At 67.5% G+C, this 17,426-nt stretch carries 11 protein-coding genes; 9 read left to right on the top strand and 2 right to left on the bottom strand.

Annotated elements, in window-relative coordinates; all coding sequences use genetic code 11:
- The first annotated feature begins 52 nt into the window (after nt 1-52).
- From rplL to U5640_RS18175, 3 genes are all read left to right on the top strand, one after another.
- Entirely contained in the window at nt 53-436 is a 384-nt protein-coding gene (gene rplL / locus U5640_RS18185; RefSeq protein ID WP_340385182.1) for a 50S ribosomal protein L7/L12, read from the top strand.
- A gap of 548 nt (nt 437-984) precedes the next feature.
- The gene (gene rpoB / locus U5640_RS18180; protein WP_340376817.1) at nt 985-4,470 is read left to right on the top strand and encodes a DNA-directed RNA polymerase subunit beta; all 3,486 of its coding nucleotides are present in this window, start codon (nt 985-987) and stop codon (nt 4,468-4,470) included.
- 94 nt (nt 4,471-4,564) lie between these two features.
- Nucleotides 4,565-8,461: a DNA-directed RNA polymerase subunit beta' gene (locus U5640_RS18175; RefSeq protein ID WP_340376816.1), complete on the top strand. Its 3,897-nt coding sequence runs from the start codon at nt 4,565-4,567 to the stop codon at nt 8,459-8,461.
- Between the two features lie 115 nt (nt 8,462-8,576).
- Here U5640_RS18175 and U5640_RS18170 read toward each other — a convergent pair whose 3' ends face one another.
- Entirely contained in the window at nt 8,577-9,446 is an 870-nt protein-coding gene (locus U5640_RS18170; RefSeq protein WP_340376815.1) for a peptidoglycan-binding protein, read from the bottom strand.
- Between the two features lie 375 nt (nt 9,447-9,821).
- On the opposite strand from U5640_RS18170, the gene U5640_RS18165 reads away from it, so the two are divergent.
- On the top strand, nt 9,822-10,310 hold the full coding sequence (locus tag U5640_RS18165; RefSeq protein WP_067249226.1) for a DUF1707 and DUF4190 domain-containing protein: 489 nt from the start codon (nt 9,822-9,824) through the stop codon (nt 10,308-10,310).
- A gap of 19 nt (nt 10,311-10,329) precedes the next feature.
- Here the strand turns inward: U5640_RS18165 and U5640_RS18160 are convergent, their stop codons facing one another.
- The gene (locus tag U5640_RS18160) at nt 10,330-11,607 is read right to left on the bottom strand and encodes a glycosyltransferase family 39 protein (RefSeq protein ID WP_340376814.1); all 1,278 of its coding nucleotides are present in this window, start codon (nt 11,605-11,607) and stop codon (nt 10,330-10,332) included.
- Nucleotides 11,608-11,734: 127 nt separating this feature from the next.
- Between U5640_RS18160 and U5640_RS18155 the strand changes: the two genes are divergently transcribed.
- From U5640_RS18155 to tuf, 5 genes are all read left to right on the top strand, one after another.
- Nucleotides 11,735-12,763, top strand: coding sequence for a glycosyltransferase family 2 protein (locus U5640_RS18155; protein ID WP_340376813.1), 1,029 nt, complete (start codon nt 11,735-11,737; stop codon nt 12,761-12,763).
- Nucleotides 12,764-13,016: 253 nt separating this feature from the next.
- Complete coding sequence (gene rpsL, locus U5640_RS18150) at nt 13,017-13,388, top strand: 30S ribosomal protein S12 (protein ID WP_003948652.1); 372 nt, start codon at nt 13,017-13,019, stop codon at nt 13,386-13,388.
- 3 nt (nt 13,389-13,391) lie between these two features.
- Nucleotides 13,392-13,862, top strand: coding sequence for a 30S ribosomal protein S7 (rpsG, locus tag U5640_RS18145; RefSeq protein WP_030788318.1), 471 nt, complete (start codon nt 13,392-13,394; stop codon nt 13,860-13,862).
- A gap of 39 nt (nt 13,863-13,901) precedes the next feature.
- Nucleotides 13,902-16,028 (top strand): elongation factor G, encoded by a 2,127-nt coding sequence (gene fusA / locus U5640_RS18140; RefSeq protein WP_067249221.1) that lies wholly within the window; start codon nt 13,902-13,904, stop codon nt 16,026-16,028.
- Between the two features lie 169 nt (nt 16,029-16,197).
- The gene (tuf, locus tag U5640_RS18135) at nt 16,198-17,391 is read left to right on the top strand and encodes an elongation factor Tu (RefSeq protein WP_055632341.1); all 1,194 of its coding nucleotides are present in this window, start codon (nt 16,198-16,200) and stop codon (nt 17,389-17,391) included.
- Nucleotides 17,392-17,426: the final 35 nt, after the last annotated feature.

Genomic DNA, 17,426 nt, shown 5'->3' with positions numbered 1-17,426 from the left:
GCCCGCCAGACATGTACATCCGGCACCAGCCGACATTAGTGGAAGGAAAGCCATCATGGCTCTCACCCAGGACGAACTGCTCGCCGAGTTCGAGAACATGACCCTGATCCAGCTCTCCGAGTTCGTGAAGGCGTTCGAGGAGAAGTTCGACGTCACCGCCGCCGCCGCGGTCGCCGTCGCGGGCCCGGCCGGCCCGGCCGCCCCCGCCGAGGCCGAGGAGGAGAAGGACGAGTTCGACGTCGTCCTGACCGCCGCCGGTGACAAGAAGATCCAGGTCATCAAGGTCGTGCGTGAGCTGACCTCGCTGGGTCTGAAGGAGGCCAAGGACCTCGTGGACGGCGCCCCCAAGCCCGTTCTCGAGAAGGTCGCCAAGGACGCCGCGGAGAAGGCCGCCGAGGCCCTCAAGGGTGCCGGCGCCTCCGTCGAGGTCAAGTAACACCCTCCGGGCCCACCAGGCCCGGAACTCGGGCTCAGCGAGCCTGTAACGCCTAAGCGCCGAAGAGCGATCATCCATCCGGGTGGTCGCTCTTCGGCGTTGCCGGAGGTCGGCCACGGTTGCCTTGCACCCGTGACGGCGGGGGGTATGGTGATCTTCGTCGTGTCTCCCGCGGCCCGGGTTCTACGCAGGGGGGCCTTGACGAACCGCACGGAGCGCGCAATTCTCAGGACGCGTCGTCACAAGGATCCGAATCCGAGGCATGGATCGACGGCGAAGAGGGCAGTATCAACGCGTTGAAGGCAGGCATGTGGCGCAGGCGTTGAGGGCAGCAAGGGTCTCTGAAAAACGAGACTGGACATCAGTGTGCCGACTGGCTACACTGACCCTTTGCGCTGCCTGTTAGCTGTCCCCTGTCCGTCACCAGGGGTCTGCCCTCACTTGACATCGACGACATGATCATCCCTGACCTGGGATTTTCTGTCTCCGTGTGCAGGAGAGGGGCCGGTACGCGCGTAGTGAGTCCGAGCCCTCGGAAGGACCCCCTCTTGGCCGCCTCGCGCAACGCCTCGACCGCGAATACGAACAACGCCGCCAGCACCGCCCCGCTGCGCATCTCTTTTGCAAAGATCAAGGAGCCTCTCGAGGTTCCGAACCTGCTCGCGCTGCAGACCGAGAGCTTCGACTGGCTGCTCGGCAACACCGCTTGGCAGAGTCGGGTCGAGGAGGCTCTGGACAACGGTCAGGACGTCCCCACCAAGTCCGGCCTCGAGGAGATCTTCGAGGAGATCTCCCCGATCGAGGACTTCTCCGGGTCGATGTCGCTGACCTTCCGCGACCACCGTTTCGAGCCGCCGAAGAACAGCATCGACGAGTGCAAGGACCGTGACTTCACGTACGCGGCCCCGCTCTTCGTGACGGCCGAGTTCACCAACAACGAGACCGGCGAGATCAAGTCCCAGACGGTCTTCATGGGCGACTTCCCGCTCATGACCCACAAGGGCACGTTCGTCATCAACGGCACCGAGCGTGTCGTGGTGTCGCAGCTGGTCCGTTCGCCGGGTGTCTACTTCGACTCCTCGATCGACAAGACGTCCGACAAGGACATCTTCTCCGCCAAGATCATCCCGTCCCGGGGTGCCTGGCTGGAGATGGAGATCGACAAGCGCGACATGGTCGGCGTCCGCATCGACCGCAAGCGCAAGCAGTCCGTGACCGTCCTCCTGAAGGCGCTCGGCTGGACGACCGAGCAGATCCTCGAGGAGTTCGGCGAGTACGAGTCCATGCGCGCCACCCTGGAGAAGGACCACACCCAGGGCCAGGACGACGCGCTGCTCGACATCTACCGCAAGCTCCGTCCGGGCGAGCCCCCCACGCGTGAGGCCGCGCAGACGCTGCTCGAGAACCTCTACTTCAACCCCAAGCGCTACGACCTCGCCAAGGTCGGCCGCTACAAGGTCAACAAGAAGCTGGCCGCGGACGCGCCGCTGGACGCCGGTGTCCTGACCGTCGAGGACGTCATCGCGACGATCAAGTACCTGGTCAAGCTGCACGCCGGCGAGACCGAGACGGTCGGCGACAGCGGTCAGACGATCGTCGTCGAGACCGACGACATCGACCACTTCGGCAACCGTCGTCTGCGCAGCGTCGGCGAGCTCATCCAGAACCAGGTCCGTACGGGTCTGGCGCGGATGGAGCGCGTCGTGCGCGAGCGCATGACGACCCAGGACGTCGAGGCGATCACGCCGCAGACCCTGATCAACATCCGGCCGGTCGTCGCCTCCATCAAGGAGTTCTTCGGCACCAGCCAGCTGTCGCAGTTCATGGACCAGAACAACCCGCTGTCGGGTCTCACCCACAAGCGCCGTCTGTCGGCTCTCGGCCCCGGTGGTCTCTCCCGCGAGCGGGCCGGCTTCGAGGTCCGTGACGTGCACCCCTCGCACTACGGCCGCATGTGCCCGATCGAGACCCCCGAAGGCCCGAACATCGGTCTGATCGGCTCGCTCGCCTCCTACGGCCGGGTCAACGCGTTCGGTTTCGTCGAGACCCCGTACCGCAAGGTCGTCGACGGCCAGGTCACCGACGAGGTCGACTACCTGACGGCCGACGAGGAGGACCGCTTCGTCATCGCGCAGGCCAACGCCACGCTCGACGAGGGCCTGCGCTTCACCGAGAACCGCGTCCTGGTCCGCCGCCGTGGCGGCGAGGTCGACTACGTCCCCGGTGACGACGTCGACTACATGGACGTCTCGCCGCGCCAGATGGTGTCGGTCGCGACCGCCATGATCCCGTTCCTCGAGCACGACGACGCCAACCGTGCCCTCATGGGCGCGAACATGATGCGTCAGGCCGTGCCGCTCATCAAGAGCGAGTCCCCGCTCGTCGGCACCGGCATGGAGTACCGCTCCGCCGTCGACGCCGGCGACGTGGTCAAGGCCGAGAAGGCGGGTGTGGTCCAGGAGGTCTCCGCGGACTACATCACCACGACCAACGACGACGGCACGTACATCACGTACCGCCTGGCCAAGTTCGCCCGCTCCAACCAGGGCACCTCGGTCAACCAGAAGGTCATCGTCAACGAGGGCGACCGGATCATCGAGGGCCAGGTCCTCGCCGACGGTCCGGCCACCGAGAACGGCGAGATGGCCCTCGGCAAGAACCTGCTCGTGGCGTTCATGCCGTGGGAGGGTCACAACTACGAGGACGCGATCATCCTGTCGCAGCGCCTCGTCCAGGACGACGTCCTCTCCTCGATCCACATCGAGGAGCACGAGGTCGACGCCCGTGACACCAAGCTCGGCCCCGAGGAGATCACCCGGGACATCCCGAACGTCTCCGAGGAGGTCCTCGCCGACCTCGACGAGCGCGGCATCATCCGTATCGGTGCCGAGGTCGTCGCCGGTGACATCCTCGTCGGCAAGGTCACGCCCAAGGGTGAGACCGAGCTGACGCCGGAGGAGCGTCTGCTGCGCGCGATCTTCGGTGAGAAGGCCCGTGAGGTCCGTGACACCTCGCTGAAGGTGCCGCACGGCGAGATCGGCAAGGTCATCGGCGTCCGCGTCTTCGACCGCGAGGAGGGCGACGAGCTGCCCCCGGGCGTGAACCAGCTGGTCCGCGTCTACGTGGCGCAGAAGCGCAAGATCACCGACGGTGACAAGCTCGCCGGCCGTCACGGCAACAAGGGTGTCATCTCCAAGATCCTGCCCATCGAGGACATGCCGTTCCTCGAGGACGGGACCCCGGTCGACATCATCCTCAACCCGCTCGGTGTGCCGTCCCGAATGAACCCGGGACAGGTCCTGGAGATCCACCTCGGCTGGCTCGCCAGCCGCGGCTGGGACGTCTCCGGTCTCGCCGACGAGTGGGCGCAGCGCCTCCAGGTGATCGGCGCCGACCAGGTCGCCCCGGGCACCAACGTCGCCACCCCGGTCTTCGACGGCGCCCGTGAGGACGAGCTGGCGGGTCTGCTCCAGCACACCATCCCCAACCGCGACGGCGAGCGCATGGTGCTCCCGTCCGGCAAGGCGCGGCTGTTCGACGGCCGTAGCGGTGAGCCGTTCCCGGACCCGATCTCGGTCGGCTACATGTACATCCTGAAGCTGCACCACCTGGTCGACGACAAGCTGCACGCCCGTTCGACCGGTCCGTACTCGATGATCACCCAGCAGCCGCTGGGTGGTAAGGCGCAGTTCGGTGGCCAGCGCTTCGGTGAGATGGAGGTGTGGGCCCTCGAGGCCTACGGCGCCGCGTACGCCCTCCAGGAACTGCTGACCATCAAGTCCGACGACGTCACCGGCCGCGTGAAGGTCTACGAGGCCATCGTCAAGGGCGAGAACATCCCCGAGCCCGGCATCCCCGAGTCCTTCAAGGTGCTCATCAAGGAGATGCAGTCGCTCTGCCTGAACGTGGAGGTGCTGTCCAGCGACGGTATGTCCATCGAGATGCGTGACACCGACGAGGACGTCTTCCGCGCTGCGGAGGAGCTCGGCATCGACCTGTCCCGGCGCGAGCCGAGCAGCGTCGAAGAGGTCTGACGGGAGTCCGGAGGCCTTCATCCAGAAGGCCTCCGGCCCCGGGACCCCCGTTTCAGACCCCAAGACTTACAACCCTGAGAGGGATTGACGCATAGTGCTCGACGTCAACTTCTTCGACGAGCTCCGGATCGGTCTGGCCACCGCTGACGACATCCGTCAGTGGAGCCACGGCGAGGTCAAGAAGCCCGAGACCATCAACTACCGCACCCTCAAGCCCGAGAAGGACGGACTCTTCTGCGAGAAGATCTTCGGTCCGACCCGGGACTGGGAGTGCTACTGCGGCAAGTACAAGCGCGTCCGCTTCAAGGGCATCATCTGTGAGCGCTGCGGCGTCGAGGTGACCCGCGCCAAGGTGCGCCGTGAGCGGATGGGCCACATCGAGCTGGCCGCGCCCGTCACGCACATCTGGTACTTCAAGGGTGTCCCGAGCCGGCTGGGCTACCTGCTCGACCTGGCTCCCAAGGACCTCGAGAAGGTCATCTACTTCGCGGCGTACATGATCACGTACGTCGACGAGGAGCGCCGCACCCGCGACCTGCCCTCCCTGGAGGCGCACGTCTCCGTGGAGCGCCAGCAGGTCGAGAACCGCCGCGACGCCGACCTGGAGGCCCGCGCCAAGAAGCTCGAGACCGATCTGGCCGAGCTGGAGGCCGAGGGCGCCAAGGCCGATGTGCGCCGCAAGGTGCGCGAAGGCGCCGAGCGCGAGATGAAGCAGCTGCGCGACCGCACCCAGCGCGAGATCGACCGTCTCGACGAGGTGTGGACCCGCTTCAAGAACCTCAAGGTCCAGGACCTCGAGGGCGACGAGCTGCTCTACCGCGAGCTGCGCGACCGCTTCGGCACGTACTTCGACGGTTCGATGGGTGCCGCGGCGCTGCAGAAGCGCCTGGAGTCCTTCGACCTCGACGAGGAGGCCGAGAAGCTCCGCGAGATCATCCGGACCGGCAAGGGCCAGAAGAAGACCCGTGCGCTCAAGCGCCTGAAGGTCGTCTCCGCGTTCCTGCAGACCAGCAACAGCCCCAAGGGCATGGTGCTGGACTGCGTCCCGGTCATCCCGCCGGACCTGCGTCCGATGGTGCAGCTGGACGGTGGCCGCTTCGCGACCTCCGACCTGAACGACCTGTACCGCCGTGTGATCAACCGCAACAACCGTCTGAAGAGGCTCCTCGACCTCGGCGCGCCCGAGATCATCGTCAACAACGAGAAGCGCATGCTTCAGGAGGCTGTTGACGCCCTCTTCGACAACGGTCGTCGCGGCCGCCCGGTGACGGGCCCCGGCAACCGCCCGCTGAAGTCCCTCAGCGACATGCTGAAGGGCAAGCAGGGCCGTTTCCGTCAGAACCTGCTCGGCAAGCGTGTCGACTACTCGGCGCGTTCCGTGATCGTCGTCGGTCCGCAGCTCAAGCTGCACCAGTGCGGTCTGCCGAAGGCGATGGCGCTGGAGCTCTTCAAGCCGTTCGTGATGAAGCGCCTGGTCGACCTGAACCACGCGCAGAACATCAAGAGCGCCAAGCGGATGGTCGAGCGCGGCCGCACCGTGGTGTACGACGTCCTCGAAGAGGTCATCGCCGAGCACCCGGTGCTGCTGAACCGTGCGCCCACCCTGCACCGCCTCGGCATCCAGGCCTTCGAGCCGCAGCTGGTCGAGGGCAAGGCCATCCAGATCCACCCGCTCGTCTGCACCGCGTTCAACGCGGACTTCGACGGTGACCAGATGGCCGTGCACCTGCCGCTGTCCGCGGAGGCGCAGGCCGAGGCCCGCATCCTGATGCTGTCCTCGAACAACATCCTCAAGCCCGCCGACGGCCGTCCGGTGACGATGCCGACCCAGGACATGGTCCTCGGTCTGTTCTTCCTCACCACCGACGGCGAGCTGCGCGACACCAAGGGCGAGGGCCGGTCCTTCGGCTCCACGGCCGAGGCGATCATGGCGTTCGACGCCGGTGAGCTGGCGCTGCAGTCGGCGATCGACATCCGCTTCCCGGTGGGCACCATCCCGCCGCGCGGCTGGACCCCGCCGGCGCAGGAGGAGGGCGAGCCCGAGTGGCAGCAGGGGGACACGTTCCGCCTGCGCACCACCCTGGGCCGTGCGCTCTTCAACGAGCTGCTGCCCGAGGACTACCCGTTCGTCGACTACTCGGTGGGCAAGAAGCAGCTCTCCGAGATCGTCAACGACCTGGCCGAGCGCTACCCCAAGGTCATCGTGGCGGCGACGCTCGACAACCTGAAGGCGGCCGGCTTCTACTGGGCGACCCGTTCCGGTGTCACCGTGGCCATCTCCGACGTCGTCGTTCCCGAGGCGAAGAAGGAGATCGTCCGCGGGTACGAGGCGCAGGACGAGAAGGTCCAGAAGCAGTACGAGCGCGGTCTGATCACCAAGGAAGAGCGCACGCAGGAGCTCATCGCGATCTGGACCAAGGCGACCAACGAGGTCGCCGAGGCGATGAACGAGAACTTCCCCAAGACGAACCCCATCTTCATGATGGTTGACTCGGGTGCCCGAGGAAACATGATGCAGATGCGGCAGATCGCCGGTATGCGTGGTCTGGTGTCGAACGCGAAGAACGAGACCATCCCGCGTCCGATCAAGGCCTCGTTCCGTGAGGGCCTGTCCGTGCTCGAGTACTTCATCTCGACGCACGGTGCCCGTAAGGGTCTGGCGGACACCGCCCTGCGTACCGCCGACTCGGGTTACCTCACCCGTCGTCTGGTGGACGTCTCGCAGGACGTCATCATCCGCGAGGAGGACTGCGGCACCGAGCGCGGCCTCAAGCTGGCGATCGCCGAGCGCGAGGACGGCGTCCTGCGCAAGACGGGCAACGTCGAGACGTCCGTGTACGCCCGCTGCCTCGCCGAGGACATCGTGGTCGACGGCAAGGTGCTGGCCCCGGCCGGTACCGACCTCGGCGACGTGCTCATCGACGAGCTGGTCCGGCACGGCGTGGAGACGGTCAAGACCCGCTCGGTCCTGACCTGCGAGTCCGCCGTCGGCACCTGCGCCATGTGCTACGGCCGCTCGCTGGCCACCGGCAAGCTGGTCGACATCGGTGAGGCGGTCGGCATCATCGCCGCCCAGTCCATCGGTGAGCCCGGTACCCAGCTGACGATGCGTACCTTCCACACCGGTGGTGTGGCCGGTGACGACATCACCCAGGGTCTGCCGCGTGTCGTCGAGCTCTTCGAGGCCCGTACCCCGAAGGGTGTCGCCCCGATCTCCGAGGCCTCCGGCCGGGTGCGGATCGAGGAGACCGAGAAGACCAAGAAGATCGTCGTCACCCCGGACGACGGCAGCGACGAGATGGCCTACCCCATCTCCAAGCGTGCCCGTCTGATGGTCAGCGAGGGCGAGCACGTCGAGGTGGGCCAGAAGCTCACCGTGGGTGCCACCAACCCGCACGACGTGCTGCGCATCCTGGGTCAGCGTGCCGTCCAGGTCCACCTGGTCGGCGAGGTCCAGAAGGTGTACAACTCGCAGGGCGTGTCGATCCACGACAAGCACATCGAGATCATCATCCGGCAGATGCTCCGCCGCGTGACGATCATCGAGTCCGGCGACGCCGAGCTGCTGCCCGGTGAGCTGGTCGAGCGCTCGAAGTTCGAGACCGAGAACCGTCGTGTGGTCCAGGAGGGCGGTCACCCGGCCTCCGGTCGTCCGCAGCTGATGGGTATCACCAAGGCCTCGCTCGCGACGGAGTCCTGGCTGTCGGCCGCCTCCTTCCAGGAGACGACCCGAGTCCTGACGGACGCGGCGATCAACGCCAAGTCCGACAGCCTCATCGGCCTCAAGGAGAACGTCATCATCGGTAAGCTCATCCCGGCCGGTACGGGTCTGTCCCGCTACCGCAACATCCGGGTGGAGCCGACCGAGGAGGCGAAGGCCGCGATGTACTCGGCCGTCGGCTACGACGACATCGACTACTCGCCGTTCGGCACCGGCTCCGGCCAGGCCGTCCCGCTGGAGGACTACGACTACGGTCCGTACAACCAGTAAGAACGAGTAGCACGAGCAGCACGCGTCGAAGGGCGGTCACCCCGTTGCCCACGGGGTGACCGCCCTTCGGCGCTTCGGCGTGTCCCACGGTGCCTCTGACGTGGCGGCTCGCTTCTCAGACGTGGGGGACTTCCAGCGCGGCCCAGGAGGCGGCGCCCGGCCAGCCGTCGGCGGCGGAGCCGGTGTACCCGAGCTTGCGCTGCCACTTGGCGTACGAGGCCCGGTCGGCCTCGGTCCACTGCGGGCCGGGGCCGCTCGTGTAGGCGGAGCAGCCGACGGCGACCAGGCGCCGGCCCATCGCGGTGACGATCGCCGACCTCGGGCTCGCGCGGAACCAGTCGGTGCCGGGGAAGGGCTGGTGGGCGGGGGTGGGCGGGCCGGGTGGGACCGGCTGTCCGAGCCGGGCGGCGACCCGGGAGCGGAAGTTCGCCATCGAGAAGCCCCGCGGATCGGCCTTGGTGTTCGTCCACTCCTTGTGCCCGATCACCGAGCGCTCGCTCCAGCCGTGCGCCCGGCACAGCGCGGCGGCCGCCCGGACCATGGCCTCCAGCTGGACCTCGGGCCAGGGATCTCTGCCGTCGCCGAGGTTGACGCACTCGAAGCCGTAGAAGTGGACGTTGCCGTCGGTGTCGTTGCGGTGGGGTGGGGGCAGGGTGGCCCGTTCGGCGACGACGGCCTCCAGGACGGCCCCGTCTCCGCTGCCGGCGTGGTTGGCACGGCCGTTGCCGACGAGGTGGACCGTGCCGTCCTTGGCTATCACGCCGTGGCACAGGGGGCCGGGCAGGGCCGGGTAGCCGTGGAAGCACATCTCGACGGAGCGGGTGGTCCCGGAACTGACGGTGTGATGGATGATCACGCCGTTGACCGGGCCCCAGCTGCCCTTGTGGTTGCGGTTGTGGGTCCGCCAGCCGGTGTGTTCGACGACGGTGACGCCCTCGGCGTCCAGAGCGGCGACGAGGGCGTCGGCGGAGAGAGGGTGGGACATGGGTGGTGCCTCCCTGGGGAGCTTGCTTCGATGGGGGACATATCGGGCCCGGGGGGCAGGAAAAAACCCCGGCCGCCGGGGTGGCTCGGGGCATTGGGAGGGGCTTGCGGGAGCGTCGGCCACCCGGCAGGACCGCGCCCCGGCCGGGACTTTGCCGCCGCAAAGTACGGCGTGATCCGTGCGACGGGCCCGGCTCCGCCGTGGGTCGAGCGCCGGGGCGGCGCAGACGGTGCCGCTGCCGGCGGAACCGTGGGCGGCCGCGACGCGTTGAGAGATGATGGAGGCTGATGGAGGCAATCAGCCGTCCGGGGGGAGGTGCCCGTGTCGTATCCGTCGCCATGGCAGCCGCAGGGACAGGTGCCCAACGGCGCTTCGATGCTCGCGTCGCACGCCGATCGCGAGCGCGCGGTGGACGTGCTCAGGGCGGGCTTCGGGGAGGGCCGCCTCCAGCAGGACGAGTTCGAGAAGCGGGTGCAGCGCGCCTACCAGGCCCGGACCGTCGGCGAACTGCAACTGGTCATCTCCGACCTCCCGCAGGGGCCGATGGCCGTCCCGTCGGTGCTCGCCGCGCCGACCGCCTACGGCCCGCCCGTCCCGCGCACGTTCCTGCCCGCCCCGCCCCCGCCCACCAACGGCAAGGCGGTCGGCTCGATGGTCTGCGGTGTGCTCACCACCATGTCCATGGGGCTCACCGGCATCCCGGCCGTGATCCTCGGGCACAAGGCCCGTGCCGAGATCCGCCGCTCCGGCGAGGGCGGCGACGGGTTCGCCCTGGCCGGCCTGATCCTGGGCTATCTGTCGGTGGCCGGCTGGGCGTTCTTCCTGATGGTCATCATGATGGCGGCGGTCTCGTCCTCCCCCTGACGGGCCCGACCCGGGCGTCCTACGGGATGCCCAGCTCGAAGATCACATAGTGCGCGTACCACCCGGACGCGAGCGACGCCGTCGCGAAGAACACCGCCAGGCTCGGCCACTTCAGCCGGCTCAGCGCCGCCGCCGGGGCCAGCAGCAGCGGGAACACGGGCAGCAGGTACCTGCCCGTGTTGCCGAACATCTGCTGGGTGCCCAGGACCGTCACGATCGACGCCAGCGCATAGGCGACCAGCACCAGCGGCGGCCTCTTGCGCAGCATCAGCGCGATCAGGAAGGGCAGCGCCAGCACGATCTGCACACACAGCAGGTCGGGCACCGAGAAGGCGAACAGGTAGGCGTTGTGCCCGACCGCCGTGTTGCCGAGGACGTCCAGGGTGTACTTGCCGAAGTCGAAGTAGTGCGCCCAGCCCTCGCGCTGGAGGGTGAAGTAGGCGGTCAGGTCGCCCATGCTCAGCCCGACCCAGGCGACATAGGTGAGCAGTCCGAGCGGCGCGGCGACCATCGCGTACACCGGACCGGAGATCCCCTGCTCGCGCCTGCTCTCCCGCCGCGCCAGCGTCACGATCGCGGCGAGGCCCACGGCCCCTATGAGCGCCGCCGACGTCGGCCGGTTCAGTCCGGCGAGGAAGGCCAGCAGCCCGGCCGCCACCCAGCGCCCCCGCATCACGCAGTAGCAGCACCAGGCCGCGATCGCGACGAACACCGACTCCGAGTAGACCGCCCACTCCACACCGGCGCCGGGCACCACGGCCCACAGCCCGGCCGCGATCGTGCCCGCCCGCACGCCCGCGAGCGCCGCGACCACGGCGTAGATCCCGGCCGCGGCCACGAAGGACGCCACGACGGACACGAGGATCGCGGAGCCGTACAGACCGAGGCCCGTGATCTCCGAGACGCCCCTGATCAGCCCGGGGTAGAGGGGGAAGAACGCCACCGAGTTCTGCTGGACGGTGAACAGCCCGCCCGGCGCGAGCGGTTGCAGCGGCCGGGGGTCGTACCCCTTCTCGGCGACCTGGAGGTACCACCAGCCGTCCCAGGTGGCCAGGACGTCCCACCAGTGGGCGCCGCCGCCGAAGCGCGGGTCCTTCTTCTGGTAGTCGCCGGCCCACTCCAGCAGCGAGGCGAAGACGGTCAGGCCGACCAGCTTCGTCACGCCGTACAGGAGCAGCGGCAGGAGGTACGGTCGGAGACCGTCCGGCAGGGCGAGCCGGCGGCGCCCCGGCGGCCGCTCCCGCCCCTCGTCGGGCGTGGCGGAGTCCGTCGCCGCGTCGCTGCGGGCCGTGCTCATGACTGGGGTCCCCCCTAGGACGATCGCGGGACGGCGGGGTCGGGGCCGTGGTCCGGACGACCGTGAAGCGTGGTCATAAGATCGCACCAGAGTCGCACATGTGCGTCACAGGTGAGGGAGAGGGCGCGTGACGAACGAGCCGGATGCCGTGAGCGGTGCGACCGTGCTGTCGGTCGTCATACCCATGTACAACGAGGAAGAGGTCCTTCCGGCGCTGGTCAGCCGGTTGCGTCCGGTCCTCGCCGGTCTCGGCGAGGTCTATGAGGTCGTCGCGGTCGACGACGGCTCCACCGACCGCACCGCCCAGCTTCTCGCCGCCTTCCGCCTCGGCTGGCCCGAGCTGCGGATCATCGGCCTGCGCCGCAACTCCGGCCACCAGGCCGCCCTCACCGCCGGGCTGGACCGCGCCCTCGGCGCCTACGTCGTCAGTATCGACGCCGACCTCCAGGACCCGCCGGAGAAGATCCCCGAGATGCTCGCCCTGGCCCGGGGCGAGGGGCTCGACATCGTGTACGGCATCCGCGCCGACCGGGCCAGCGACACCGGCTTCAAGCGGTGGACCGCGGGGCTGTACTACCGGCTGGTGCGGCGGCTGGCCGGGCCGGCGGTGCCCTCCCAGGCCGGTGACTTCCGGCTGCTCGGCCGGCCCGCCGTGGACGCCCTCAAGGCGCTGCCCGACCAGCAGCGCGTCTACCGGCTCCTGGTGCCCTGGCTCGGCTTCCCCAGCGGGCAGGTGACGTACGAGCGCGCCCCGCGCCCGGCCGGGCAGAGCAAGTACCCGCTGGGCCGGATGATCCGGCTCGCCGTGGACAGCGTCACCGGGTTCTCCGCGGCCCCGCTGCGCATCGCCACCTGGCTCGGCGGCTTCGCGTTCCTGGTGTGCGTGGGGCTGATGGCGTACACCCTGAGTGCGCACTTCCTGGACCACACGGTCCCCGGCTGGACCTCGCTGTTCATCGGCGTCCTGTTCATCGGCGCGGTCCAGCTGATCTGCGTGGGCCTGCTCGGCGAGTACGTGGGCCGCATCTACACGGCCGTACAGAACCGCCCCACGTATTTCGTCGGCAGCGACACGGCGCGGGACACCGCGGGGGACACGCAGGCGAAGGGCGGGGAAACCCCGGTACCACAGCAGCGATCGGGTTCGCGAACGTAACCGCCGCGTGTCGGGCGTACGGCTTCTGTTTTGACCGGAGTGATTGCGCTGGGTACGCTCAGACCTTGTGCCTGGGGTGTGCCCTGGCCTTCGTGCGTGCCGTCAGACCGCGCCGGGGCCGAGAGCGGCCACCGTAATCCGAGCTTCCCGCTGCCTGGCGGCGGAAGTCCGCGGGATTCGACACACCCGACCGCGTGGGTCGGAGAAGTTCCAGGTTAGCTGTACACATCGGCACACAGAAACCGGAGAAGTAGTGCCTACGATCCAGCAGCTGGTCCGTAAGGGCCGGCAGGACAAGGTCGAGAAGAACAAGACGCCCGCACTCGAGGGTTCCCCTCAGCGCCGCGGCGTCTGCACGCGTGTGTTCACGACCACCCCGAAGAAGCCGAACTCGGCCCTGCGTAAGGTCGCGCGTGTGCGTCTGACCAGCGGGATCGAGGTCACCGCTTACATTCCGGGTGAGGGACACAACCTGCAGGAGCACTCCATCGTGCTCGTGCGTGGTGGCCGTGTGAAGGACCTGCCGGGTGTTCGCTACAAGATCATCCGCGGCTCCCTCGACACCCAGGGTGTCAAGAACCGCAAGCAGGCCCGCAGCCGCTACGGCGCCAAGAAGGAGAAGTAAGAAATGCCTCGTAAGGGCCCTGCCCCGAAGCGCCCGGTCATCATCGACCCGGTCTACGGTTCTCCTCTTGTCACGTCGCTCATCAACAAGGTGCTGCTGAACGGCAAGCGCTCCACCGCCGAGCGCATCGTCTACGGCGCCATGGAGGGCCTGCGCGAGAAGACCGGCAACGACCCGGTCATCACGCTGAAGCGCGCTCTCGAGAACATCAAGCCGACCATCGAGGTCAAGTCCCGCCGTGTCGGTGGCGCGACCTACCAGGTCCCGGTCGAGGTCAAGCCCGGCCGCGCGAGCACCCTGGCGCTGCGCTGGCTCGTCGGCTACTCCCGCGCCCGTCGCGAGAAGACCATGACCGAGCGCCTGCTCAACGAGCTTCTCGACGCGTCCAACGGCCTCGGCGCCGCTGTGAAGAAGCGCGAGGACACCCACAAGATGGCCGAGTCCAACAAGGCCTTCGCGCACTACCGCTGGTAGTCGCTACCCACATCGAGACCGAGAGAAGACTGAAGCCTTATGGCTACCACTTCACTTGACCTGGCCAAGGTCCGCAACATCGGGATCATGGCCCACATCGACGCGGGCAAGACGACCACCACCGAGCGGATCCTGTTCTACACCGGCGTTTCGTACAAGATCGGTGAGGTCCACGACGGCGCTGCCACCATGGACTGGATGGAGCAGGAGCAGGAGCGTGGCATCACGATCACCTCTGCTGCCACCACCTGTCACTGGCCGCTCGAGGACGTCGACCACACGATCAACATCATCGACACGCCGGGCCACGTCGACTTCACCGTCGAGGTGGAGCGTTCGCTGCGCGTGCTCGACGGTGCCGTGACGGTGTTCGACGGCGTCGCCGGCGTCGAGCCGCAGTCCGAGACCGTGTGGCGTCAGGCCGACCGCTACGGCGTCCCGCGCATCTGCTTCGTCAACAAGCTCGACCGCACCGGTGCGGAGTTCCACCGCTGCGTCGACATGATCAGCGACCGCCTCGGTGCGCAGCCGCTCGTCATGCAGCTTCCGATCGGTGCCGAGGCCGACTTCAAGGGCGTCGTCGACCTGGTCACGATGAAGGCGTTCGTGTGGTCCGCCGAGGCCACCAAGGGCGAGATGTACGACATCGTCGACATCCCGGACACCCACGTCGAGGCTGCCGAGGAGTACCGCGGCAAGCTCGTCGAGGCCGTCGCCGAGAACGACGAAGAGATCATGGAGCTGTACCTGGAGGGCGAGGAGCCTTCCGTGGAGCAGCTGTACGCCGCGATCCGTCGTATCACCATCGCGTCCGGCAAGTCCAAGGACACCACGGTCACCCCGGTGTTCTGCGGTACCGCGTTCAAGAACAAGGGTGTTCAGCCCCTGCTCGACGCGGTCGTGCGCTACCTGCCCTCCCCGCTCGACGTCGAGGCCATCGAGGGCCACGCCGTGAACGACGCGGAAGAGGTCGTCAAGCGCAAGCCGTCCGACGACGAGCCGCTGGCCGCCCTCGCGTTCAAGATCATGAGCGACCCGCACCTCGGCAAGCTCACCTTCGTCCGGGTCTACTCGGGCCGCCTGGAGTCCGGCACCGCCGTGCTGAACTCCGTCAAGGGCAAGAAGGAGCGCATCGGCAAGATCTACCGCATGCACGCCAACAAGCGTGAGGAGATCGCCGCGGTCGGCGCCGGCGACATCGTCGCCGTCATGGGCCTGAAGCAGACCACCACCGGTGAGACGCTGTGCGACGACAAGGCCCCGGTGATCCTGGAGTCCATGGACTTCCCGGCGCCGGTCATCCAGGTCGCCATCGAGCCCAAGTCCAAGGGCGACCAGGAGAAGCTGGGCATCGCGATCCAGCGCCTGGCCGAGGAGGACCCGTCCTTCCAGGTCCACTCGGACGAGGAGACCGGCCAGACCATTATCGGTGGCATGGGCGAGCTGCACCTCGAGGTGCTGGTCGACCGTATGCGCCGTGAGTTCAAGGTCGAGGCCAACGTCGGCAAGCCGCAGGTCGCCTACCGCGAGACCATCCGCAAGGCGGTCGACCGGGTCGACTACACGCACAAGAAGCAGACCGGTGGTACCGGCCAGTTCGCCAAGGTGCAGATCGCGATCGAGCCCATCGAGGGCGGCGACGCGTCGTACGAGTTCGTGAACAAGGTCACCGGTGGCCGTATCCCGAAGGAGTACATCCCTTCGGTGGACGCCGGTGCGCAGGAGGCCATGCAGTTCGGCATCCTCGCGGGCTACGAGATGACGGGCGTCCGCGTCACGCTCATCGACGGTGGCTACCACGAGGTCGACTCCTCCGAGCTCGCCTTCAAGATCGCCGGTTCGCAGGCCTTCAAGGAGGCCGCGCGCAAGGCCAGCCCTGTGCTGCTCGAGCCGATGATGGCCGTCGAGGTCACCACGCCCGAGGACTACATGGGTGAGGTCATCGGCGACATCAACTCCCGCCGTGGTCAGATCCAGGCCATGGAGGAGCGTGCGGGTGCCCGCGTCGTGAAGGGCCTCGTGCCCCTGTCGGAGATGTTCGGCTACGTCGGCGACCTCCGCAGCAAGACGTCGGGTCGCGCAAGCTACTCGATGCAGTTCGACTCCTACGCCGAGGTTCCGCGGAACGTCGCCGAGGAGATCATCGCGAAGGCCAAGGGCGAGTAACGCACCGCGTTTAACGCACCGCGCGCACACGCTTTAGGCTTGACCCCGGAGCCTCGCGGGTCGTTCCTCCGCATTCGTGGCGGAATGACCCGGGGCCCGGGACTTAACAGCAAAGATCACCTGGCGCCGATGAACCAAGGCGTACAGCACACTCCACAGGAGGACCCCAGTGGCGAAGGCGAAGTTCGAGCGGACTAAGCCGCACGTCAACATCGGCACCATCGGTCACATCGACCACGGTAAGACGACCCTCACGGCCGCCATTACCAAGGTGCTGCACGACGCGTACCCGGACCTGAACGAGGCCACCGCGTTCGACAACATCGACAAGGCGCCCGAAGAGCGTCAGCGTGGTATCACCATCTCCATCGCGCACGTCGAGTACCAGACGGAGACCCGTCACTACGCCCACGTCGACTGCCCGGGTCACGCGGACTACATCAAGAACATGATCACCGGTGCCGCGCAGATGGACGGCGCGATCCTCGTGGTCGCCGCCACCGACGGCCCGATGCCGCAGACCAAGGAGCACGTGCTCCTGGCCCGCCAGGTCGGCGTTCCGTACATCGTCGTCGCCCTGAACAAGGCCGACATGGTGGACGACGAGGAGATCCTGGAGCTCGTCGAGCTCGAGGTCCGTGAGCTCCTCTCCGAGTACGAGTTCCCGGGCGACGACCTGCCGGTCGTCCGCGTCTCCGCGCTGAAGGCGCTGGAGGGCGACTCCGAGTGGACGAACTCCGTCCTCGACCTGATGAAGGCCGTCGACGAGTCCATCCCGCAGCCCGAGCGTGACGTCGACAAGGCGTTCCTCATGCCGATCGAGGACGTCTTCACGATCACCGGTCGCGGTACGGTCGTCACCGGCCGTATCGAGCGTGGTGTCCTGAAGGTCAACGAGACCGTCGACATCATCGGCATCAAGACCGAGAAGACCACCACCACGGTCACCGGTATCGAGATGTTCCGCAAGCTGCTCGACGAGGGCCAGGCCGGTGAGAACGTCGGTCTGCTGCTCCGCGGCATCAAGCGCGAGGACGTCGAGCGCGGCCAGGTCATCATCAAGCCCGGTTCGGTCACCCCGCACACCGAGTTCGAGGCCCAGGCCTACATCCTGTCGAAGGACGAGGGTGGCCGTCACACCCCGTTCTTCAACAACTACCGTCCGCAGTTCTACTTCCGTACGACGGACGTGACCGGCGTCGTGACCCTCCCCGAGGGCACCGAGATGGTCATGCCGGGTGACAACACCGAGATGAAGGTGGAGCTCATCCAGCCCGTCGCCATGGAAGAGGGCCTGAAGTTCGCCATCCGTGAGGGTGGCCGGACGGTCGGCGCCGGCCAGGTCACCAAGATCAACAAGTGATCTTGCGCCTGATCGGTGGCACAGCCTGAGCTGAG

Origin of the sequence: Streptomyces sp. SS7, assembly GCF_037993025.1 — a bacterium.
Classification (GTDB): domain Bacteria; phylum Actinomycetota; class Actinomycetes; order Streptomycetales; family Streptomycetaceae; genus Streptomyces.
This window is presented reverse-complemented; position numbering and strand designations above follow the sequence as displayed.